The organism is Geothermobacter ehrlichii (assembly GCF_008124615.1).
Lineage (GTDB): Bacteria > Desulfobacterota > Desulfuromonadia > Desulfuromonadales > Geothermobacteraceae > Geothermobacter > Geothermobacter ehrlichii.
The window spans coordinates 159491-180919 of record NZ_VNIB01000005.1; the positions used below are offsets into that span (position 1 = coordinate 159491).

Genomic DNA, 21429 nt, shown 5'->3' on the forward strand with positions numbered 1-21429 from the left:
CCGCGGCTTCTTTTAGACTGGGTCGTATACGCTGTGCCGGCGCGCATATACCCGAGGTGAGAAGCATGGAAAAGATACTGATAGTCGACGACGAGGCCTTCATTCGCGAAAATCTCGAACGGATTCTCGCCGAGGACGGCTATCGCACCTTTTCCGTCGACAACGGCGACGAGGCGATCGGCATGGTCGCCGAAGAAGAGATCGACCTGGTGCTGCTCGATCTCAACCTCGGCAACCGGTCGGGACTCGACGTGCTGCGGGAGCTGAAGGAGATCGACCCGCAGCTGCTGGTCATCATCATCACCGGTTACGGCACGGTCGAAAGCGCCGTCGAAGCGCTCAAGCTCGGCGCCTACGACTACATCAAGAAGCCGTTCAAGGCCGACGCCATTCACCTGATCGTCCGCCTGGCCCTGGAGACCCAGAACCTTCGCCGCGAGGTCCGGCAGCTGAAACGGGGCAGCGAGCGCGGCACCCTCGGCACCGACATGGTTGGTTCCAGCCCGCAGCTCGAGCAGATCTACCGCCAGGTGCGCGAGGTGGCCAAGCACGAGACGGCAACTGTGCTGATCACCGGCGAAAGCGGCGTCGGCAAGGAGCTGGTCGCCCGCGCCATCCACAACCTGTCACCGCGCGCAGGCAGGCCCTTCATCGAGATCAACTGCGGTTCACTTCCGTTCAACCTGCTCGAAACCGAGCTGTTCGGTCACGAGCGGGGAGCCTTCACCGACGCCAAGACGCGCAAGATCGGCCTGTTTGAGGAGGCCAACGGCGGCACTATCTTTCTCGACGAGGTCGGGGAGATGGACATGAACCTGCAGGTCAAGCTGCTGCGCGTGCTCGAGGACCGTCGCATCCGCCGGCTCGGCGGCACCCGCAACATCGACATCGACGTCAGGGTGGTCGCCGCCACCAACCGCGACCTGAAAGAGGCGATCGAGAGCCGGGAGTTTCGCGAGGATCTTTTCTACCGGCTCAATGTCTTTCCCATCCACATTCCGCCCTTGCGCGAGCGCCGGGAGGACATTCCGCCGCTGCTTGACCATTTCATCGCTCTTTACGCCCGCGCCTTCAACAAGAAGATTCGCGGCGTCTCCCGCGAGGCGCTCGATCTGCTCATGCGCTATCACTGGCCCGGCAACGTGCGCGAGCTGAAGAACGTCGTCGAGCGCATCTGCATCATGCACAATGTCGAGACCATCCGGCCCGAGCACCTGCCAGGCGAGATCTGGGGAGAATCGCCCCGCAGCGAATCGCCCTTCAGGTTCGAGATCCCGCCGGAAGGGATTGCCCTGGAGGAAATGCTGGCGCAGATCGAAAAGGAGCTGATCGAAAAGGCGATCGGCATTACCGGCGGCAACGTGGCCAAGACCGCCCGGCTGCTCAACATTCCGCGCGGCACCCTGCGCTACAAACTGGAAAAGTACGGTTTCCGGCAGGAAGAGTAGGGGGAGGGTTTCGGCAGACCGCCGGTAGTGGCGGATGACAGGGAGCGGGCGGCCGAAATCGGCCGCCTTTTTTGATGGCCGATGAATTTAATTATATTTAAATATATGTCAAACAAGTGTAGTAAAGTATAAAAATACAGTTATAGACGGTTGGTATCGACCTTGCTCTTTGACAACGATCGTTGACGGACCCTGATCTTCTCCCCGTGGGGTCTTTATCTCCCCGAACGCATCCTCCTCCGCGTTCGGGGATTTTTTTGTTGGCAGGAAGGAAAGAGAGGGGAATCGAGAGCCGCGAATCGAGTATCGAGGTTCGAGCTTCGCTTCACGCCCCCGCTTCTTCGTATCGCGCCCCCGCCACCACCGCCTGGCCGAGGGCGAGGCCGCCGTCGTTGGGTGGCACCAGGGAATGCCGCAGCACCTCGAAGGATTCGGCCTGCAGCCATGAGGAGATGGTCTCGGTGAGAAACCGGTTCTGAAAGACGCCGCCGGAAAGGACCACGACGTTCAGACCTTCTCTGGTCCGCAACTCCCGGCAGACCGCAACGACGATCCGGGCCAGGCTCAGATGGAACCGGCAGGCGATGCGTCCGGCATCGACGCCGGCCAGAACGTCGTCGACCAGATCGCGGATCAGCGGGGCCGTCTCGATGATCAGCGTTCCGTTCTGTTCCGCCAGATCCCAACCGTAGAGCCTGTCCGTTTTCGGCCCCGAGATGGCCATCTCCAGCCCGAGCGCTGCCTGGCCTTCGTAACTGACCTCTTCCCGTAACCCGGCCAGGGCGGCGACGGCGTCGAACAGCCGGCCGCAACTCGAGGTCAGGGGGGCGTTGAGCCCCTTGGCCATCATTTGCCGCAGCAGCCTGATATCGTCCTCGGAGCGTCTTTCGACCAGCGGCAGCCGGGGCCAGTCGTCGCCGTAGGCGTGCTGCAGGTAGCTGGCCGCCATGCGCCAGGGCTCACGGGTGGCGGCGTCGCCGCCGGGCATGGGTACGGACCGCAGATGGCCGGCGCGCCGGAAGGACGCCAGGTCGCCGACCAGGAATTCACCGCCCCAGATGGTGCCGTCTTCTCCCAGGCCAATGCCGTCGAAGATGACGCCGATGGCCGGTCCCGGGTGGCCATGTTCCGCCAGGCAGCTGGCCAGGTGGGCATGGTGGTGCTGGACCGCCAGCTTCGGCAGCTCGGCGAACTCCTCGGCGAAACGGGTCGACAGGTAGTCGGGATGCAGGTCGTGGGCGACCAGGCGCGGCTGCACCTCGAGAACCCGCTCGAGATGACGGCGGATTTCATCCAGCGAGTCCAGCACCCCGGCGTTTTTCAGATCGCCGATGTGCTGGCTCAGATAGGCCCGGTCGTCCCGCGTCAGGCAGAGGGTGTTCTTCAGCTCGGCGCCGACCGCCAGCACCGGCGTCTGGGGTCTGGGCAGCAGGATGCCGCGCGGCACGTAGCCTCGTGCCCGACGGATGAGCAGCGCCTGTCCGGCCATGACCCGGGCGATGGAGTCGTCGGCCCGCACGTGGATGCGCCGGTTGTGCGTCAGCCAGGCGTCCGCCACTCCCCGCAATCGCTCTGCGGCCTCGTCGTCGCGGTAGAGGATCGGTTCGTCGCTGAAATTGGCGCTGGTCATCACCAGGGCGTCGAAGGATTCCAGCAACAGATGGTGCAGTGGCGTATAGGGGAGCATGACCCCGAAATAACGGTTGTCCGGTGCCACCAGTGGCGACAGGGAATGCCCCGGTCGCTGCCGCAGCAGGACGATGGGGTGCTCCGGGCCGGTCAGCAGGCGCTCCTCAATGGCGTCGAAGCGGGCGAAGCGTCGGACCCGTTCCAGGTCGAAGGCCATCAGGGCGAAGGGTTTTTCGTCCCGGGCCTTGCGTCGGCGCAGCTTGGCCACCGCCGCGTCGTTGGTAGCGTCGACCGCCAGATGATAGCCACCGAGTCCCTTGATGGCGACAACGGCGCCCTGGCTGAGCAGGCGGACGGCTTCCTTCAGCGGGTCGCCGGCGATATCCAGCCTGTCGGCGTCGGTCAGGCGCAGTTGCGGACCACAGTCGGGGCAGGCGTTGGGCTGGGCGTGAAACCGGCGCGATCCCGGGTTTTCGTATTCGGCCCGACAGGCGTCGCACATGGGAAAATCGGCCATGGTGGTTTTCGGCCGGTCGTAGGGGATGCCCTCGATGATGGTGTAGCGCGGTCCGCAGTTGGTGCAGTTGATGAAGGGATAGCGGTAACGCCGGTCGGCCGGGTCGAAGAGTTCGCGCAGGCAATCGTCGCAGACATGGGTATCGGGGGCGATTTGCGCCCGCGCGTCTGCGCCATGTACCGACTGGCGGATTTCGAATCCGGATCCCCCGGCGGCCGGCTGTTCGCGTGTTTGCAGGGAGGTGATGACGGCCAGGGGAGGATGCTCCGTTTGCAGGGCCTGGACAAAGGCGTCGACGGCCGCGGCATCGCCTTCGACCTCGATCTTCACCCCCCGGGCGTCGTTCAGCACCCAGCCGGAGAGGCGATGTTTCTGCGCCAGCTGGTAAACAAAGGGGCGAAAGCCCACTCCCTGGACGATGCCCTCGATTTCGATGCTTCTGCGAATGTGACAGGCCATGAACGTGACGTACTTTCTTTCGTGGGTGGCGTGGATGGTTCGGGCTGACAGGGAGCTAATTAACATGCCCGGACGGGCGACGACAAGGGGCAACGGGAACAGGCATCAACGGTCCGTTTTGCCATTGTCCCGTTCGCGGCTACTGAAGGCGGATGCTCGGGGACGATAAACTGCGCCCCTGCAAAGTCGATTGTTTGAAACAGCCGCATGGGCGTGATACATCGCATCCGTGGAGGTATCGCTTCGGCTGTGGCAAAGGGGGGAGAACAATTCCTAGGTCAGCTTGTCAGCCAGCTGCACCATCATGCGGTCGATGGGCCGGATGCCGCTGGCCAGCACCAGGTCGAGCTCGGTCAGCACCATGGCGCCGGACGAGAGCCCGACCATCTTGCCCGACTCTCCCGCCAGCAGGGCTTCGACGGCGGCGGTGCCGAAGCGGGCCGCCAGCAGCCGGTCGAAGGCGGAAGGCGAGCCACCCCGCTGGTAATGGCCGAGTACCATCACCCGGGTTTCGAAACCGATGCGGTCCTTGATGCGGGCGGCGATCTCCTGGGCGCTGCCGGCGCCCTCGGCCACCATGATGATCGAGTTGAACCGTCCCTCCTGGTAGCGGCGGCGCAGGCTGGCGCAGATGGCCTCGAGATCGAAAGGGGTTTCCGGAATGATGGCGTGTTCGGCGCCGGAGGCGACTGTCGCCGCCAGGGTGAGATAGCCGCTGTTGCGCCCCATGCATTCGACGACGAAGGCGCGGTCGTGGCTCGAGGCGGTGTCCTTCAGGCAGTCGACGGCGTAGATGATGTTGTTCAGGGCGGTGTCGACGCCGAGGGACATTTCGGTATGGGAAATGTCGTTGTCGATGGAGGCCGGGATTCCGATGACCCTGACGCCCCGGTTGGCCAGGGCCCTGGCGCCGCGCAGCGAGCCGTCGCCGCCGATGACCACCAGTCCCTCGACGCCCAGGCCCTTCAGGGTGTCGGCGGCAATCGCCTGTCCCGCCTCTTCGAGCATTTCCCGGCAGCGGGCGCTCTGCAGAAAGGTGCCGCCGCGCTGCAGCACGTTGCTGACCGAGCGGTTCTGCATGATTTCGTAATGCCGGTCGATCAGCCCGCGGTAGCCCTTCTGGAACCCGACCACTTCCACGCCGGTGTTCATCGCGGTGCGGACCACGGCCCGGATGGTGGCGTTCATTCCGGAGCAGTCTCCGCCACTGGTCAACACGCCGATACGTTTCATCGCAGCATCCTCCTTGCACATGGACGGAACAGTGATTATCGATAGTTAACCACAGGGACGGAACATGTCAAAACGGTGCCCCGGTCCGGGCTGGCCGGAGCAGGGCGGTTGGTCTATACTGGATCGGCTGGCAGTCACCACTTTTTTTCTTTGCCGGAGGATGAATCCAATGAGACGGGGAATGTTTGCGCGGCTGGCCGCCGTTTTTTTTGTTCTTCTCTTTGCCGCCGCCGGCCGGGCGGCCAGCCTGGAAGAGCGGGTGCAGGAGCACCGGTTCGCCAACGGGCTGCGACTGCTGGTGGTCGAGCGCCACACGAGTCCCACCTTCGCCGCCTATCTTTCCATCGGCGTCGGCGCCGTTGACGAGGACAGCCGCACCCGTGGCGTGGCGCATCTGCTGGAGCACATGCTGTTCAAGGGGACGAAGACCCTGGGGACCACCGACTACGTCCGGGAAAAACCGCTGCTCGACCGGATCGCCCGGGTCGGTGAGCGGATCGACCGGCTGAAAAATGATCCGCAGGCCGATCCGGCAGAACTTGCGCGGTTGCGCGAGAAACTGCGCCGGCTGCAGCAGGAACATCGCCAATACGTGGTCAAGGACGAGTTTTCCCGCATCTACGCCGAGAACGGCGGCACCGGTTACAATGCCTTCACCAGCAAGGACCAGACCACCTACACTGTTTCCCTGCCGGCCAACAAGCTCGAACTCTGGGCGCTGGTCGAATCGGACCGGATGAAGAACCCGGTGCTGCGCGAATTCTATACCGAGCGGGAGGTGATCAAGGAAGAGCGCCGCCGTTCCTACGACAGTCGGCCGGGCGGCCTGCTGTACGAGACGCTGCTGGCCAACGCCTTTACCGTCCATCCCTACCGGGAGCCGATCATCGGCTGGCCGTCCGACATCGACAACCTGACCCTGCACGAGACGGAGAACTTCCTGCACCGCTACTACGCGCCGGTCAACACGGTGATCGCCCTGGTCGGCGACGTCGATTTCGAGCGGGCGGTGGAGATTGTCGGCCGCTATTTCGGCGATATCCAGCCGGGAACGCCGGTGCCGCCGGTGGTGGCGGTCGAACCGGAGCAGCGCGGCGAAAAACGCATCGAGGTGCGGTTCGACGCCGAACCGCGGCTGGCCATTGCCTTTCACAAGCCGACCCTGCCGCAGCGGGACGACTACGTTTTCGATCTCATCGAGCAGATCCTCAGCGACGGCCGGGTTTCCCGGCTCTACCGCAGCGTGGTCGAACGGCAGCAGCTGGCGGCGAGCGTCTCGGCCTATTCGGCTCCCGGAGCGCGCTATCCGAACCTGTTCGTCATCAGCGCCGTGCCGCGCCATCCGCATACCGCCCGGGAGGTGGAGAAGGCCATCTATGCCGAGCTCGAACGGCTGGCCCGCGAGCCGGTCGGCGAAAAGGAGCTGACCCGCGCCTTGAACCGCCTGCGGACCGACCATCTGCGCGGCATGCAATCGAACGCCGGTCTGGCCCGGTCGCTGGCCTACTACCAGATCGTCGCCGGCGACTGGCGCTATCTGGCCCGTTACGACGAGGTGGTTTCGACCATCACCGCCGAGGAGATTCAGCAGGTTGCGCGCAAGTGGTTCAGGCCCGAAAACCGAACCGTGGTCATTCTGCGCCGGGAGGGTGAAGGATCATGATCCGACTGTTTTCTGCCGTTCTTTCCGTTCTGCTCCTGGCTGGGTGCCAGCTGCCGGCAGACAGGCCCCTGCGGCCGGAGCAGCTTTCCTTTGTCCCGCTGAAGTTCGAGCCGCCCGCCATCGAGCGGATCGAGCTACCCAACGGCATTCGCCTCTACCTGAAGGAGGACCACGAGCTGCCGCTGGTACGGGTGACGGCGATGCTCGGTGCCGGCTCCCTGCGGGTGCCGGAAGGAAAGGAAGGGCTGGCGGCCCTGCATGCCGGCCTGCTGCGCAGTGGCGGCGCCGGCGACCTGGAACCCGCCGCCTTCGACGAGAGGCTGGCCCTGCGCGCCATCGACCTGGAGGCGTCGGCGGACAGCTACACCCTGAGCATCGGCCTGTCGGCGCGCAGCGACGATCTGCAGATCGGGCTGGCGGCCCTGCGCGACATGCTGTTGCGGCCGCGTTTCGACGGCCGGAGGCTGGAGCTGCTGCGCCGGCAGACCATCGAGGGGATTCGCCGCCGCAACGACGAACCCTCGTCGGTGGCCCGCCGCGCTCTCTGGCGGAATCTCTATCCCGGCCATCCTCTCGGGCGTGAGGCGACGGTGGCCTCCGTCGCCGCCATCGGCCGCGAGGACATCGTCCGTTTTCACCGGCGTTTTGTCGCTCCGAACAACCTGTGGCTCGCAGTCAGCGGCGACTTCGACCGCCGGCAGCTGCTGGCCCGGCTCACTGAGCTGTTCGGCGGCTGGAATTCGCCGCGTATCGAGCTGCCGCCGGTGCCACCGCTGGCGGCGAGCGGCCGGCCCGCCCTTTGGGTGGCCGACAAGAAAATCCCCCAGACGACCATCCTTTTCGGCGAGATCGGCCTGAGCAAGGACAACCCGGATGTCTATGCCGTGCGGGTGATGAATTTCATCCTCGGCGGCGGCGGTTTCAACAGCCGGCTGATGCGCGAGGTGAGGTCGAATCGGGGGCTGGCCTATTCGGTCTATTCCTATTACCAGATAGGCCGCCTGTTGCCGGGGCCCTTCATTGCCGGCTGCGAGACCAAGACCGAGTCGACCGGCGAGGTCGTGCGCCTGATGCGCCGGCTGATGCGGCAGATGCGCGACGAGCCGGTCAGCCAAGAGGAGCTGCGGCTGGCCAAGGAGAGCCTGATCAACTCCTTCGTCTTCGCCTTCGAGGATCTGCACGATATCGTCACCCGGCAGATGCGGCTCGATTTCTATGGCTATCCGACCGATTACCTGCCCCGCTACCGTGAGCGGCTGGCCGCCGTCACCGTCGAGGACGTGCAGCGGGTCGCCCGGCGCTACCTGCATCCCGACCGCCAGCTGCTGGTTCTGGTCGGCGACAAGGAGGCGTTCGCGGGCGACCTGGCCGGGCTCGGGCTGCCGGTCCGCGAGGTGGATACCGACTGAGCTTGTTTAGGCGGCCAGACATGATTCAATAGGGATGAACGGGGCAGGAGCGTATCGCGCCGGCCGGCTTGACGGGAGGGAGGCATGTTTCAGTGGGTGAGGGACTTCTTTCTGCGGGAGATCTGGCGGATCGATCCGGAAGGGCTCAATCCGGGCCAGCGGTTTCTGCTGCGCCTCGGCCAGGTCGCGTCCCGCACGGTCAGGGATTTCGTCGCCGACCGCTGCCTGCTGCGCGCCTCGGCCCTGACCTACGCCAGTATGCTCTCTTTCGTTCCGCTGCTGGCCCTGATGTTCGCCGTCCTCAAGGGGCTTGGCGTGCAGAACCGGCTCGAGCCGCTGCTGCTCGAACATATCGCCGTCGGCTCCGAAGAGATCGTCTCCCGCATCGTCCAGTACATCAACAACACCAACGTCGGACGATTGGGCACCTTTGGCCTGGTCTTTCTGGTGATGACGGTGCTGACCCTGCTCTCCAACATCGAGGACAGCTTCAACGCCATCTGGTACGTGCGCGAAACCCGCTCCCTGATGCGCCGGTTCGCCGACTACTTTTCGGTGGTCATTCTCGGTCCCATCTTCCTGGTGCTGGCGGTGACCATGACCGCCTCGCTCGAATCGCAGGAATTCATCCTGCAACTCAAAAGCACGGTCTACGTCGGCCCGCTGGTCATCTTTCTGTTCAACGTTCTGCCCTACATCGCCATGTGGGCGGCCTTCGCCTTTCTCTACATCTTCATGCCCAACATCAGGGTGCGGCTGCAGGCGGCGCTGATCGGCGGCATCGTCGGTGGCACCCTCTGGCAGCTCACCCAGTGGGGCTACGTCAACTTCCAGGTCGGGGTTGCCCGCTACAACGCCATCTACGGCACCATGGCGGCGCTGCCCATTTTCATGATCTGGCTCTACATCTCCTGGGTCATCGTGCTGCTGGGGGTGGAGGTGACCTATGCCTGGCAGAATCTCGGCAGCCTGCGCCAGGACGAACTGGGCGGAGAGACCAGCGCCGCCGACCGCGAGCGGGTGGCTCTCGGCATCATGCTCTATCTCGGTGGCCGTTTTCGCAAGGGGGAGACGCCGGGGCGCGCGCACCAGATTGCCCGCGATCTCGGGCTGCCCTCGCGGCTGGTGCGCAACATTATCGGGCAGCTGGTGCAGCTGAGGCTGCTGGTCGAGGTCAATGACGGCGACCTTGATGAGGCGGGTTACCAGCCGGCGCGAGCCCTGGACGGGCTGCGCATCGTCGATTTTCTGCGTCAGATCAGGGGGGAGATGAGGTTGCAGCCGGCCGGGGAGCTGCCGGAAGAGCTCTGTCAGGCCGAACGGGTCGAGGAGATGTTGGACCAGGCAGCCGAGCAGGCTCTTGGCGGCAGGACGCTGGCCGATCTTATCCGGACGTGACGGAGGCCGGGCTTTCGTCCGCCGCCGAGTGAAGACTCAGGGCACCGTTGTCGTGGACGGCGTAGGAAAAATCGGTGATCCAGTCGCCCAGGGCGACCAGCTTGCCCTTGCCGATGCTCAGCTCCATGGGGCGGTGGAAGTGCCCGGTCAGAACGAAATCTGCCCCTTCGGCGATTTTTTTCTCGGCGTAGGTGACGAGCAGCGGCGTCGGGTCGAAGGCGGGGCGCTCTTTTTTCCGGCCGGCGCTTCGCCGGGCCATGGCGCGGGAGATACGCCAGGTCAGGTCCGGCGGAACGGCGGCGATCAGGCCGCGCAGCAGCCTGCTGCGCAATATCCACCGCAGGCGCAGATAGGCGGTGTCCGCGGGGTTGAGCAGGTCGCCGTGCGCCAGGTGAAAACGGCGGCCGTCGATCTCGATGTCGCCGCCGTCCGGCAGAATGCGGCAGCCAAGTTTTTGCGCGAACCATGGACCGAGGTGAAAGTCGTGGTTCCCTTCGACGTAGGTGATGCGGGCGCCTTCGCGGTGCAGGCGGTGCAGCAGTTCGAGCAGCGGCAGGTAGCGGCTGAAGACCACTTCCCGGTAGCCGACCCAGAATTCGAACAGGTCCCCCAGAATGACCAGGTTGCGGATTCTTCCCCGCCGGCTCTCCAGAAAGGCAAGCAGCCTCTGGTAATTGGTGTCTTCCGGATCGAGCAGGTGGGCGTCGGCGATGAAGAGGTCTTTCATGTCGGCGACTATAGAAACAGCGCCCGGTGAAGTCAAGCGACAGCAGGTGAGGTTGCTGAAAAAGGGCCGTCTTCCGCATTGTTGTTCATCTTCCCTCGAGATTTAGGCTACCTTGCATCCGAACTTTTTGAGCAACCTGGCTAGTCAACGTCCAATTTCATACGGCATTTCCTGTATCGGCGGTGGCTTTTCGCCGGGGTGGGTGGTATATTGTTCAGATACAATTTGCGGATTCCTCCACGCAGCTTCGGTGGAAGGTCCGGCCATGGTCAGTCGCCGTTTGCCCTGCGGCGGTCTTGTCTTGGCGCGACAGGTTGTAGCAGACAACCCTGGGCAAAGAGGACAATGCGAACATGACCGAACTCGACAAGGCGCTGGAGACTTTCCACCAGGACATGATGAACCCGGAGAACCAGTCCCTGTTCTACGACCTGTTTCTCAACTCGGCCATCTTCATCCCGGTGCACCCCGATGAAGGAACCGAACCGGGTCGCGACCGCAGCGGCGAGGAAGGGACCGTCCCCATGGTGCTGGAAGCCGAAGGGGACGACTATCTGATGCTGTTCGACAGCATCGAAAAAATGACCACTTGGGCCGAACAGGATGTCGACTACATCGTCCTGCCGGGACACGTCATCGCCGAGTATTCGTCGCCCGGCCTTTTCTGGGCCCTGAATGTTGGTTCCGAGCACCAGAAGCAGTTCGTTCCCGAGGAAATCGACTGGCTCAAGGATATCATCAAGGCCTTCAACGCCGAAAACGCCGGCCAGCCGGTTGCCGAGTGAGCGGTCGTTTTCGCAGTTTCTGATTCTGGCATGTCCCTTGCTCGTTCATGACGGGCAGAATGGCGTTTCTGCCGTTTTGCGGGGAAGGGAGGTGCAAGGTGGATATCGCTGCATTCGACATCAGTCGCTGTCGGCGGCCGGAAAAGAAGGAGTGCGAGGGGCTCTGCCTCTCCTACGACATGCTGCGCGGGCTCTGCATGGAGACATCGGGCCCCTGTGAAGCCCTCGCCGATGAAGAAGAGCGGGAAGATTCCTGACCTCGCTCCCCCCTGCCATCCGCTCGTCTGGGGCAAATTTCGGCAGCGGATGTGAAATTTTTGCACGAACAACCCGGCTCCGTCTCTCCGGAGCCGGGCCCTTCCATGGTCAGTTCAGGGGCTCGAGCAGTTCCCCGGTCTCGTCCTCGACCTGCGCGATCACATCGCGCAGGTAATTTCTGTCCAGATTCAGATTGTGTCGCGGCGAAAACCGGCGCGAACCCGCGTGTTCAGCTCACAGCCAGACTTGTCGGCCGGCCGGATTCCCTTACCCTCGGGTGGCGATCCTGCCGGAACGACCGCCGGCGAAACAGGTGCGCCGCGGCGCGTTTTCTGCTACAGTGTCAGGGCGTTTCATGCTGGAAATCCTGTCGGTTAGGCGTTTTCGATGAGTGAGCACTTCGACGATTTCGACGATCTGTCCGAGCTGGACGACGACCAGCTCGAGCATGTACAGGCCGCCCTGGAAAGGGGCGAAAACCAGATCGCGCTTGATCTGGCCGAGGTCTACCTTGAGGAGCATCCGCTCGATGTCGAGGCCCTGAACTACTGCGCCGTCGCCGCGTCGAACCTCGGTGACCAGGTCAAGGCGATGGCCCTGTACCGCAAGGCGCTCAGGTTCGATCCGGGCAACGGTGCTCTGCACCACAATTTCGGTGTGCTGCTGGAGCGGCTGGGGCGTTACGACGAGGCCTACCATCATTTCTGGCGTTCGCTGGAACTGCAGCCCGATTTTCCGGAAGCCTACGTCAACCTGGGCAACGTGCTCGATGAGATGGGGCGGACGAGCGAAGCGCTGCAGATGTACCAACGGGCGCTGCGGCGGATGCCCAATTCGGCCGACATCTACTACAACATCGGTTACGCCCTGAACCGGATCGGCCACCATGGCGAGGCCCTCGGCTTTTTCGACCGGGCCCTGCAGCTCAAACCGGACGATGCGGCTTCGCTCAACGGCCGGGGCTATGCCCTGGCCGGACTGCAGCGCGACGAGGAGGCGCTGGTCTGGTACGAACGGGCCATCGCCGCCATGGAGATGCCGAACTACCATTACAACCGGGGGCTGAGCCTGCAGCGGCTGGAGCGGTCGGACGATGCTCTGGCCGCCTTTGACAGGGCGCTGGAGCTGGCTCCCGACTTTTTCGAGGCTTTGATCGAACGGGCGCTTCTGCATATTGAGCGGGGCGACTATCCGGTGGCGCAGCAGGATCTCGACCGTGCCGAAGACCTCGACCCCGGCCGGACCGAGCCACTTTTTTATCGCTCCATGCTGCTGGAACGGCAGGGGAGACTGGAGGAGGCGTTGCAGGAAATCGAGCGCTGCCTGCAGATCGATCCCGCTTTCGGCATGGCGCGCAACAACCGGGGCAACCTGCTGCTGAAACTGGGACGGCTGGACGAGGCGCTCGCCTGCTTCGACGCCCTGCTGGCCGAATCGGCACAACTTGCCGTGGTCCACTACAACCGGGCCTGCGTCATGGCCCGCAAGCGGAAGGTGCGCGAGGCGGTGCGTTCTCTGGCCCGGGCCATCGAACAGGATCCCGTCTTTCTGCGCGAGGCGCACAGCGACCCGGATTTTGACGCCATCCGGAAGCGGCCCTCTTTCAGAGCCCTGCTGGAGCGATACGAACAAGCAACATGAAACAGCGACTGACGTTGCCCGTTCAGGGCATGAAATGCGGCAAATGCGTCGCCAAGCTGGAGGCTGCCCTCTCCGCGCTTGCCGGTGTGGAGGAGGTGAAAGTCGATCTCGACGCCGCGGCGGCGACCCTGGTGATAGACGACGCCCGGATCGACCGCGAAGCGATCCGGCAGGCCATCGTTCAGGCCGGATTCGTTGTCGCTGACGACAAGGGCAAAACGGACGGGCGTGAGCGCCTGGAGCGGGCCGAGCTGAAGCTCTACGGCATGAGCTGCACCAACTGCGCCCGCACGGTCGAGAAGGGATTGTCGCAGCTGCCGGGCGTGCGCGAGGCGCAGGTCAATTTTGCCCTGCAGAGCCTGCAGCTGGCCTGGGACCCGCAGCGGACTGACCTCGAAGGTATCCGTGATCGCATCCGCGCTCTCGGTTTCCGGGCCAGTGCGGGTGAGGCCGCCGAAACCCCGGGCGAGATGCGGATCGCCGTCGGCGGCATGAGCTGCAGCAACTGCGCCCGGAGTATCGAAAAACGGCTGTTGGCCGTCGACGGCGTGCACCGGGCGGTGGTCAGCCTGGCCGACGAATGCGTCAGCGTGCATTTCGACCCGGAAAAGGTCGGCAGGCGCGAGCTGTTCGACGCCATCGTCGACGCCGGCTACCGGCCGCTGACGGCGGAGCGGGCGGATGACGACGAAGCGGCGCGCCAGGCCCGCTGGCTGGTCTTCGCGGCGCTTCTCTCCCTGCCCATCATGCCGCTGATGTGGTTTGTCCCCTTCGGCGACGGCACCCTGCCGCTGGTGGCGCTGCTCTCCACTGTTGTCCAGTTCAGTGCCGGATTGACCTTCTATCGGGGCGCCTGGCATGCCTTGCGCAACCGATCCGGCAACATGGACCTTCTGGTCGCTCTCGGCATCAGCGCCGCCTGGAGCTATTCGTGCCTTTCCTTCCTCGGTCTTCTCGGCGCGGGCAGCCCGGTTTTCTTTGAAACCAGCGCCCTGCTGATCACCTTCATCCGTTTCGGCAAGTGGCTCGAATCGCGGGCAAGGGGCCGGGCCAGCCGGGCCCTGCGTGAACTGCTCGACCTGCGGCCGCAAAAGGCGCGGTTGCTGGTCGGGGGGCGGGAAAAGGAGATTCCGGCCGACCTGGTCGAGGTCGGCGACCGGCTGTTGGTGCGCCCCGGGGAGAAAATTCCCGTCGACGGCATCGTCATCGAGGGGGAGGCCGCCGTCGACGAATCGCTTTTGACCGGCGAATCGGTGCCGGTGACGCGCCGGCCGGGTGACGCTGTCACCGGCGGCACCATCGATCGCGACGGCCGGCTTGTTATCGAGGCCCGGCGGGTCGGTCAGGATACGGCCCTGTCCCAGATCGCCGCCCTGGTCGCCGCCGCCCAGGCCGACAAGGCTCCCATCCAGCGCCTGGCCGACCGGGTGTCCAACATCTTCGTGCCGGCGGTGGTGAGTCTGTCTCTTCTGACCTTCGTCGGCTGGTATCTGACCGGCGCCGGTTTCCTCTTCGCCTTCCAGACGGCGGTGGCGGTGATGGTCATCGCCTGCCCCTGCGCCCTGGGCCTGGCGACGCCGACCGCCATCATGGTCGGCAGCACCATAGGCCTGAAGGCCGGCATCCTGTTCAAGAAAGCTTCGGTGTTGGAGAATGTCGCCCGGCTGCAGGTGCTGCTGCTCGACAAGACCGGAACCCTGACCAGCGGCCTGTTCCGGGTGACCGACATCCGACCGGCGCCGGGCGTTGGCGAAGCCGAACTGCTCGCGCTGGCCGGCCCCCTGGCGGCGGTCAGCAATCACCCTCTGTCCAGGGCGGTGGCGTCCAGGGCGGCCGGAGCGGGGGAGGCGGCGGTGAGCGATGTCGTTGAACAGGGAGGTGGTGGCGTCAGCGGCCGGGTGGCCGGGCGGCCGGTTCTGCTCGGCAGCGAGGAGTTTCTGACCGGCCGGGGCGTCGAGACCGGCGCCTTGCGCGATGTCGCGCAGGAAATGGTCGCCGCCGGCAAGTCGCTGGTCTGGGTCGCCCGCGAGGGGAAACTGGCCGGATTCCTCGCCCTGCAGGACAGTCTGAAGCCGGATGCCGCCGAGGCGGTCGCCGCTTTGCGCCGGCTCGGGCTGCGCACCGTGCTGCTGACCGGCGACCGGAATGTGGTGGCTAGAGCGGTGGCGGCTGAGGTCGGTACCGATGATGTCGAGGCCGAGGTGCGCCCCGAACAGAAACTGGACGTGGTCCGCCGCTACCAGGAGCAGGGCTTTCGGGTCGGCATGGTCGGCGACGGCATCAACGACGCGCCGGCGCTGGCGGCTGCCGATGTCGGTATCGCCATCGGCAGCGGCACCGATGTCGCCCGCGAGACCGGCGATCTGGTGCTGGTTCATGATTCGGTGATGGATGTGGCGCGGGCGATCCGGCTGGGGTGGCTGACCCTGCTGAAAATCCGGCAGAACCTCTTCTGGGCCTTCGTCTACAATCTGGTCGGCATTCCGCTGGCGGCGGGGCTCTTCTACCCCTGGTTCGGCTGGCTGCTCAGGCCCGAGTTCGCCGGACTGGCCATGGCCATGTCGAGCGTTTCGGTGGTGAGCAACAGCCTGCTGCTCAACCGGCATGCTGCCGCCATCCGGGGGAACTGACGCATGGCGCGGCGTCTGCTCATCGGGGTTGTCGGTGCCGGCCAGGCGAGTGAAAAGGGCGCACGACTGGCCGAAAAGGTCGGCCGTCGGCTGGCCGAGGCTGGTGCCGTTCTGGTCTGCGGCGGGCTCGGCGGCGTGATGGAAGCGGCCTGCCGGGGAGCGGTTCGCGCCGGCGGTGAGACTATCGGCCTGTTGCCGGGGCCGGACCCGGCGGCCGCCAATGACCATGTGACCCTGGCCTTGCCGACCGGATTGGGACATGCGCGCAACGTGCTGATCGCCCAGGTGTCCGCGGCCCTGATCGCCGTCGATGGCGAATATGGTACCCTGTCGGAGATCGCCATCGGCCTGAAGCTCGGCCGGCCGGTCGTCGCCATCGGCAGCAGGTGGCAGGTACCGGGGATCCGGCCGGTCGAGACCGCGGAGGAAGCGGTCGAACTTGCACTGCGTCTGGCCGAAAAGCGGCCCTGAACCAGGAGGAGCGTGCTGTGCAGCTGGAACGATCCCGCGAGTTTTCCCTGCAATTTCTCGACTGGGTGCGCGGCAAAGGCCGGGTTCTGATCGTCGCCCACGACAATCCCGACCCCGATTCTCTGGCGGCGGCGGCGGCGCTCAAGCATCTGTTGCTCAAGACCACCGGCCAGGAAGCGACCATCGCCTACGGCGGCATGATCGGTCGGGGCGAAAACCGCGCCATGGCCCAGGAGCTGGAGATCGACGCCGTCCATTTTTCCGGCATCGATCCCGGGCAGTTTCAGGTGGTCTGCATGGTCGACACCCAGCCGGGAACCGGCAACAACAGCTTTCCCGACAACCTGCCGGTGCACCTGGTCATCGACCATCATCCCCTGCGCGACGCCTGCCAGACCTGCCGCTGGGTCGACGTGCGCGAGGACTACGGCGCTTCGGCCACCATTCTGCTCGAGTACCTGCTGGCCCACGACGTCAGTTTCGGCACCCGCCTGGCGACCATCCTTTTCTACGCCATCAAGTCGGAGACCCAGGATCTCGGCCGGGACTGGGTTCGGGCCGACCGTGAGGCCTATCTCTACCTGCTGCCGCTGGCCAACAACCGCATCCTCTACCGGGTGACCCACCCCAAGGTTCCCCGCGACTATTTCTTTTCCTACAGCCGGGCCATAGAAAATTCACGCATCTACGGCGATGTGCTGGCATTCAACCTCTACCGGGTCGACAATCCGGACATCGTTGCCGAAATGGCCGATTTCCTGTTGCGGATGGAGGGTGTGTCGCTGGTGCTCGGCATGGGGCATGACGGTGAGGATGTCTACCTTTCGCTGCGCACAGGCCAGCCCGACATCAACGCCGGCGAGCTGATCCGCACCGTCATGGCCGATCTCGGCACCGCTGGCGGCCACCACAACACTGCCGGGGGACAGATCCGGTCCCACTCCGCGTCCCAGACCACCCTGCGCCGGCTCGAACGGCGCCTGACCCGGCGGCTGCTCGACGCCCTTGAGCGCAAGCCGGTCAGGGGGAGGCGGCTGCTCCCCCAGGACGACTGAGGGCGCGTTGACAGGTTCGCCGGCAAAAGGGTATATAAGGCAACTGGTTTCGTAGCCTGTCGACGCCGGACGATCTGTCGCGGTGACGCGTGTTACGGATTCGAGGTTGACGATTCCGCTTCCGACGGGAGTTTCATGTCTCGCCTGTCCTTCATTTTGCCGGTGCTGCTGGCATGTCTCGTTTCCGCCGACGTCGCGCAGGCGGCGGTGGAGCTGGCCTGGAGCGGCAGCCGGCCGCACCGGATCGAGGAGGTCTACAACCGCGACGGCGTTCCCTATCTCGCCGTCGAGGATGTTTTGTCCGCCCTGAGGCTGCGCGGCCGCTGGCATTCGGTCGAACACCGGTTCCGCTTTCGCACCCCGTCCGGCGTGGCGTCGATCTTTCCCGGCGGCAACTACCTCGAGATCGACGGCCGCTTCATTCCTCTCGATCATCCGCCGCTTTTTATCGACGGCCGGCTCAGGGTTGCCGAAGACTTCGTCATCGGCCAGTTGCCGGGCCTGGTCGGGCGGTCGGTCTACTACCGCAATCTCGACCCTCCGGAACAGCTGGTCGTCGAGAGCGACAATCCCATCGACCAGCTGTTCGCCCTGCTGTTGCGCAAGAAACAGTCGAAATCCGGGCCGAGGCTGCGGGCGGTGGCGATCGATGTCGGGCACGGCGGCGAAGATCCCGGCACCATCGGCCTGCATGGGACCAAGGAGAAGGACGTGGCGCTGGCTTTCGCCCGCCAGCTGGAAAAGCTGCTGAAGATGCGGCTCGGCGTCGACGTCTACCTCAGCCGGGACGGCGATTACAGTCTTGATGGTCAGCAGCGGCTCAGAACCGTGCTCGACCGGGACGTCGATCTGTTCATCCTTCTGCACGCCCAGGGGCATTTTGCTTCCGGGCCGCACGGCGTCGAGCTCTACATCCGGCCGCAGGAGGAATTTTCGGCGCGTGATCTCAGGCAGGAACGACGCGGCGGCAGCCGTCGTCTCGCCGCCGAGGTGCGGCAGTCGCTGCTCGATGAAGGCTTTGCCGTCTCGGAGGTGCGGCAGGCCGGTCTGCTGCCCCTCGGTCGGGGCGATCTGCCGACCGTGATGCTCGAACTCGGCTATCTGACCAATCCCGATGACCTTGCCCTGCTGACCGACCCGGAGGCCCGGCAGATGTTGGCCGAGGCGGTGGTCGAGGGAGTGGAGCGCTTCGGTCGCGACCAGAGGAGTGTGAAGTGACTGAGATTTTTCAACGGCCTGACGGCCGGGCCGCCGACCAGCTGCGCCCGGTCCGCTTCGAACGCAACTACACCCGTTACGCCGAAGGTTCGGTGCTTGTCACTTTCGGTGAAACCAGGGTGCTCTGCAACGCCAGTGTCGAGGAGAAGGTGCCGCCTTTCATGAAGGGCGAAGGTCGCGGCTGGGTGACCGCGGAATACGCCATGCTGCCGCGGGCGACCCACACCCGCAGCCCCCGCGAGGCGGCCAGGGGGCGGCTCGGCGGCCGCACCATGGAAATCCAGCGGCTGATTGGCCGTTCCCTGCGGGCGGTGATGGATCTCGAGCGGCTCGGCGAGCGGACGATCCAGATCGACTGCGACGTCATCCAGGCCGACGGCGGTACCCGCACCGCTTCCATCACCGGCGCCTATGTAGCGCTGGTTGACGCCCTGCGCAAGCTGCAGCGGGAGGGGCTGTTGCTCGACGATCCGCTGCGCGACAGTGTTTCGGCGGTCAGTGTCGGGATCGTCGAGGGGACGCCCCTGCTCGATCTCTGTTACGACGAGGACTTTCGTGCCGAGGTCGACATGAATTTCGTCATCACCGGTTCCGGCCGTTTTGTCGAGGTGCAGGGAACGGCGGAATCCGAGCCGTTTACGACCGAGCAGCTGGCCCGGCTGCAGCGGCTGGCCCTTGCGGGATGCGCCCGGCTCGATCTGGCGCAGAAGGAAGCACTGGGAGATCTGCTGTGAAGCTGGTCATCGCCACAAAAAACCGCGGCAAGCTGGAGGAGATCGGAAAGATCCTGGCCGACTGGCCGTTCGAGATCGTCTCCCTGGCCGAGTTCACCGACCTGCCGGAGGTCGTCGAAGACGGTGCCACTTTTGCCGACAACGCCGAAAAGAAGGCTGCGACCATCGCCCGGGCGACCGGCCATCTGACCCTGGCCGACGATTCCGGACTTGTGGTCGAGGCTCTGGGCGGCGCCCCCGGCGTGCATTCGGCCCGGTACGCCGGACCAGAGGCCAGCGATGCCGACAACAACCGCAAGCTGCTCACCGCGTTGGCGGAGGTTCCCGAGCCGCGGAGGGCCGCCTTCGTCTGCGACATCGCCCTGTGCACTCCGGCCGGCGACTGCTGGCATTTCACCGGCCGCCTCGAAGGAGAGATTCTGCAAACTGCCCGGGGAAGTGGCGGATTCGGCTACGATCCTCTATTCTATATGGAGGACCACGGTTGCACCCTGGCGGAAATGCCCCTCGAACGGAAGAACGCCATCAGCCATCGGGGGCAGGCCCTGCGCGTGATGCTGCAGGCGCTGCCGGACATTCTTTCGCAGCTGCAGCCGGTTTCCTGAAGAAAGGACCCTCCATGGCCCGGTCGCTGCCGCTTCGGTTTTTGACGCTTCTGTTCCTGCCCCTTTTTCTCGCCGGCTGCGAGGCCTATCTTCCCGCCACCAGCAAGCAGATGCAGGATGCCGTCAAGGCGGGCCGGCAGGCGGTGAAATCGGAAGAAAAGGCCTGGGCGCTGGTGTTGCGCATGGAAGAACTGGCCAGTCGCATGGAAGAAAGCGCGGCGCGCGTCGAGGCGGCGGCGAAGAGGGCAGAAGAGGCGGCGGAGAGAGCCGAGGCCGCGGCCGTCGAGACGGCCGGGTTGCGGCAAAAGGCGGCCGATGCCGCCAGTAAGGCCTTTCTCGACGCCGAACGCGCCGCCCAGGAGGCCAGGCGCATCGAACAGCAGGAAGGGCAGTCACTGCAGCAGGTTCTCGAGTTTCTGCGTGAGCTCGGCTACAAGCCCTAGCGGCCGAAAACGGGTTCAGGCCGCATTCAGCCCGTTTTTCAATTCTCCCGGCTATCCCTGATGCAATTCAAACCTGATCGGCAGGATTACCTCGCCCGCTACCGGTTTGCCATCCTTCATGGCCGGCCGGAACCGCCAGCCCCGGACCTGTTTCAGGGCTGAACGGTCGAGAATCCGGTGGCCCGATGAGTGCACCAGGCTCGCTTCGCCGACCCTGCCCGAGGTTTCGACCCGGATTCTGACCAGCACCGTGCCTTCCCATCCCCGCCGCCTGGCCAGCGAGGGATAGACCGGTCGTGGATTGGCCAGCAGCGCCGGTTGGGCGTCCGTTTGCAATCCGGTGCGACCGCCGGCGTCCCCGGCTGCCGCCACGGTCTTTTCCCCTTCAGTTTTCACCGCCTTGCCAGAGGTTTGAACGGTTTCATTGGTGCTGTCGGTGCCCATGGCTGGAGGTGGCGTTGCAGCGGTTTTCTTTCTGGTCGGCTTTGCGACTTTCTCTTCTGGTGCTGGTTGCGGTGCCGGGGCGGGTGCCGCCTTGACGTTTGCTGGCGCCGATTTCGGCGGTTGTGGTGGTGGGACCGTTTTTTTCCTGACCGGTGTTGTTGCCTGCCCAGGGGAGGGATGCCGAGGGGACGAGTGTCGGTTTGGAGTGGCCTGCGGCGGTTTCGCCGGCTGTTTTGCCGTAGGTTTTTCGCTTGATTTTCGGGGGGTGCCAGTGCTGCCGACAGCCGGGAGCGGATAGAAGCCGACCCGGATCGGTTCGCTGTTTCGCGATGGGCTCGAATGGGGGAGGTCGGGCAGGAGCAGGAAAATCAGACCGTGGGTCAGGGTGGCCAGCAGCAGAGCCAGCGGCAGCCAGCGGTCCTGTTGTCTGTCGGCCTGATTCCGTTTCGGCATTCTTTGCTCCGACTGTTGCCCGGAACGTGCCGGGGAACCGGGGATTCAGCGTTTTCCATAATGACCGACCGAAGCGTGTCGGTCAATCCGTCGATTGCGTTGTCAATTGTTTTCTGGGATTGAACTCCATGGAATAATTCAACTATTTTCAACACGACGATTATGGGAGGAATTTTATTTGCTTTGTAAAAGATTGTTTTGCTAAAATT

Annotated in this window: 18 protein-coding genes; 14 read left to right on the forward strand and 4 right to left on the reverse strand. The window is 64.5% G+C overall.

Going from position 1 to position 21429, the window contains the following annotated elements; genetic code table 11:
• Nucleotides 1–65: 65 nt before the first annotated feature.
• A complete protein-coding gene (locus EDC39_RS07280; protein ID WP_148895718.1) occupies nt 66–1448 on the forward strand; it encodes a sigma-54-dependent transcriptional regulator in 1383 nt (460 codons plus the stop codon).
• Nucleotides 1449–1773: 325 nt separating this feature from the next.
• On the opposite strand, the gene hypF is transcribed toward EDC39_RS07280, so the two are convergent.
• A complete protein-coding gene (hypF, locus tag EDC39_RS07285; protein ID WP_148895782.1) occupies nt 1774–4053 on the reverse strand; it encodes a carbamoyltransferase HypF in 2280 nt (759 codons plus the stop codon).
• Nucleotides 4054–4326: 273 nt separating this feature from the next.
• Nucleotides 4327–5286 (reverse strand): 6-phosphofructokinase, encoded by a 960-nt coding sequence (gene pfkA, locus EDC39_RS07290; RefSeq protein WP_148895719.1) that lies wholly within the window; start codon nt 5284–5286, stop codon nt 4327–4329.
• 169 nt (nt 5287–5455) lie between these two features.
• On the opposite strand from pfkA, the gene EDC39_RS07295 reads away from it, so the two are divergent.
• The 3 genes from EDC39_RS07295 (at nt 5456) to EDC39_RS07305 (ending at nt 9756) form a co-directional block, all read left to right on the forward strand.
• Nucleotides 5456–6949, forward strand: coding sequence for a M16 family metallopeptidase (locus EDC39_RS07295; RefSeq protein WP_148895720.1), 1494 nt, complete (start codon nt 5456–5458; stop codon nt 6947–6949).
• Nucleotides 6946–8358 (forward strand): M16 family metallopeptidase, encoded by a 1413-nt coding sequence (locus EDC39_RS07300; RefSeq protein ID WP_148895721.1) that lies wholly within the window; start codon nt 6946–6948, stop codon nt 8356–8358. The genes EDC39_RS07295 and EDC39_RS07300 overlap by 4 nt, the downstream gene beginning before the upstream one ends.
• A gap of 84 nt (nt 8359–8442) precedes the next feature.
• Nucleotides 8443–9756, forward strand: coding sequence for a YhjD/YihY/BrkB family envelope integrity protein (locus tag EDC39_RS07305; RefSeq protein ID WP_148895722.1), 1314 nt, complete (start codon nt 8443–8445; stop codon nt 9754–9756).
• Here EDC39_RS07305 and EDC39_RS07310 read toward each other — a convergent pair.
• Nucleotides 9743–10483, reverse strand: coding sequence for a UDP-2,3-diacylglucosamine diphosphatase (locus EDC39_RS07310; RefSeq protein ID WP_148895723.1), 741 nt, complete (start codon nt 10481–10483; stop codon nt 9743–9745). The two genes, EDC39_RS07305 and EDC39_RS07310, sit on opposite strands and share 14 nt — an antisense overlap.
• Before the next feature lie 353 nt (nt 10484–10836).
• On the opposite strand from EDC39_RS07310, the gene EDC39_RS07315 reads away from it, so the two are divergent.
• The 10 genes from EDC39_RS07315 (at nt 10837) to EDC39_RS07355 (ending at nt 20323) form a co-directional block, all read left to right on the forward strand.
• Complete coding sequence (locus tag EDC39_RS07315) at nt 10837–11268, forward strand: SseB family protein (RefSeq protein WP_148895724.1); 432 nt, start codon at nt 10837–10839, stop codon at nt 11266–11268.
• A gap of 98 nt (nt 11269–11366) precedes the next feature.
• Nucleotides 11367–11525 carry a hypothetical protein gene (locus tag EDC39_RS15315; protein WP_187426693.1) on the forward strand — a complete coding sequence of 53 codons (159 nt, stop codon included), beginning with the start codon at nt 11367–11369 and terminating at the stop codon, nt 11523–11525.
• 388 nt (nt 11526–11913) lie between these two features.
• Complete coding sequence (locus EDC39_RS07320) at nt 11914–13167, forward strand: tetratricopeptide repeat protein (protein WP_148895725.1); 1254 nt, start codon at nt 11914–11916, stop codon at nt 13165–13167.
• Nucleotides 13164–15797, forward strand: a complete 2634-nt coding sequence (locus EDC39_RS07325; protein WP_148895726.1) for a heavy metal translocating P-type ATPase — start codon at nt 13164–13166, stop codon at nt 15795–15797. The genes EDC39_RS07320 and EDC39_RS07325 overlap by 4 nt, the downstream gene beginning before the upstream one ends.
• 3 nt (nt 15798–15800) lie before the next feature.
• The gene (locus tag EDC39_RS07330) at nt 15801–16268 is read left to right on the forward strand and encodes a TIGR00725 family protein (RefSeq protein WP_148895727.1); all 468 of its coding nucleotides are present in this window, start codon (nt 15801–15803) and stop codon (nt 16266–16268) included.
• Nucleotides 16269–16285: 17 nt separating this feature from the next.
• Nucleotides 16286–17323: a DHH family phosphoesterase gene (locus EDC39_RS07335; protein ID WP_148895728.1), complete on the forward strand. Its 1038-nt coding sequence runs from the start codon at nt 16286–16288 to the stop codon at nt 17321–17323.
• A 135-nt stretch (nt 17324–17458) separates the two neighbouring features.
• Nucleotides 17459–18541 (forward strand): N-acetylmuramoyl-L-alanine amidase, encoded by a 1083-nt coding sequence (locus tag EDC39_RS07340; protein WP_148895729.1) that lies wholly within the window; start codon nt 17459–17461, stop codon nt 18539–18541.
• 5 nt (nt 18542–18546) lie between these two features.
• Entirely contained in the window at nt 18547–19275 is a 729-nt protein-coding gene (gene rph, locus EDC39_RS07345; RefSeq protein WP_148895783.1) for a ribonuclease PH, read from the forward strand.
• Entirely contained in the window at nt 19272–19880 is a 609-nt protein-coding gene (locus EDC39_RS07350; protein WP_246140201.1) for an XTP/dITP diphosphatase, read from the forward strand. Before rph ends, EDC39_RS07350 begins: the two co-directional genes overlap by 4 nt.
• A 14-nt stretch (nt 19881–19894) precedes the next feature.
• On the forward strand, nt 19895–20323 hold the full coding sequence (locus EDC39_RS07355) for a hypothetical protein (protein ID WP_187426694.1): 429 nt from the start codon (nt 19895–19897) through the stop codon (nt 20321–20323).
• Nucleotides 20324–20374: 51 nt separating this feature from the next.
• Here EDC39_RS07355 and EDC39_RS15320 read toward each other — a convergent pair whose 3' ends face one another.
• Nucleotides 20375–20695, reverse strand: a complete 321-nt coding sequence (locus EDC39_RS15320; RefSeq protein ID WP_187426695.1) for an energy transducer TonB — start codon at nt 20693–20695, stop codon at nt 20375–20377.
• Nucleotides 20696–21429: the final 734 nt, after the last annotated feature.

Excerpts from the sequence above, each read along its gene's own strand:
- EDC39_RS07305 (WP_148895722.1), top strand. The coding sequence starts at position 8,443 with ATGTTTCAGTGGGTGAGGGACTTCTTTCTGCGGGAGATCTGGCGGATC.
- EDC39_RS07315 (WP_148895724.1), top strand. The coding sequence starts at position 10,837 with ATGACCGAACTCGACAAGGCGCTGGAGACTTTCCACCAGGACATGATG.
- EDC39_RS07325 (WP_148895726.1), top strand. The coding sequence starts at position 13,164 with ATGAAACAGCGACTGACGTTGCCCGTTCAGGGCATGAAATGCGGCAAA.
- EDC39_RS07355 (WP_187426694.1), top strand. The coding sequence starts at position 19,895 with ATGGCCCGGTCGCTGCCGCTTCGGTTTTTGACGCTTCTGTTCCTGCCC.
- EDC39_RS07295 (WP_148895720.1), top strand. The coding sequence starts at position 5,456 with ATGAGACGGGGAATGTTTGCGCGGCTGGCCGCCGTTTTTTTTGTTCTT.
- EDC39_RS07280 (WP_148895718.1), top strand. The coding sequence starts at position 66 with ATGGAAAAGATACTGATAGTCGACGACGAGGCCTTCATTCGCGAAAAT.
- EDC39_RS07310 (WP_148895723.1), bottom strand. The coding sequence starts at position 10,483 with ATGAAAGACCTCTTCATCGCCGACGCCCACCTGCTCGATCCGGAAGAC.
- pfkA (WP_148895719.1), bottom strand. The coding sequence starts at position 5,286 with ATGAAACGTATCGGCGTGTTGACCAGTGGCGGAGACTGCTCCGGAATG.
- EDC39_RS07330 (WP_148895727.1), top strand. The coding sequence starts at position 15,801 with ATGGCGCGGCGTCTGCTCATCGGGGTTGTCGGTGCCGGCCAGGCGAGT.
- hypF (WP_148895782.1), bottom strand. The coding sequence starts at position 4,053 with ATGGCCTGTCACATTCGCAGAAGCATCGAAATCGAGGGCATCGTCCAG.
- EDC39_RS07300 (WP_148895721.1), top strand. The coding sequence starts at position 6,946 with ATGATCCGACTGTTTTCTGCCGTTCTTTCCGTTCTGCTCCTGGCTGGG.
- EDC39_RS07320 (WP_148895725.1), top strand. The coding sequence starts at position 11,914 with ATGAGTGAGCACTTCGACGATTTCGACGATCTGTCCGAGCTGGACGAC.
- EDC39_RS07340 (WP_148895729.1), top strand. The coding sequence starts at position 17,459 with ATGTCTCGCCTGTCCTTCATTTTGCCGGTGCTGCTGGCATGTCTCGTT.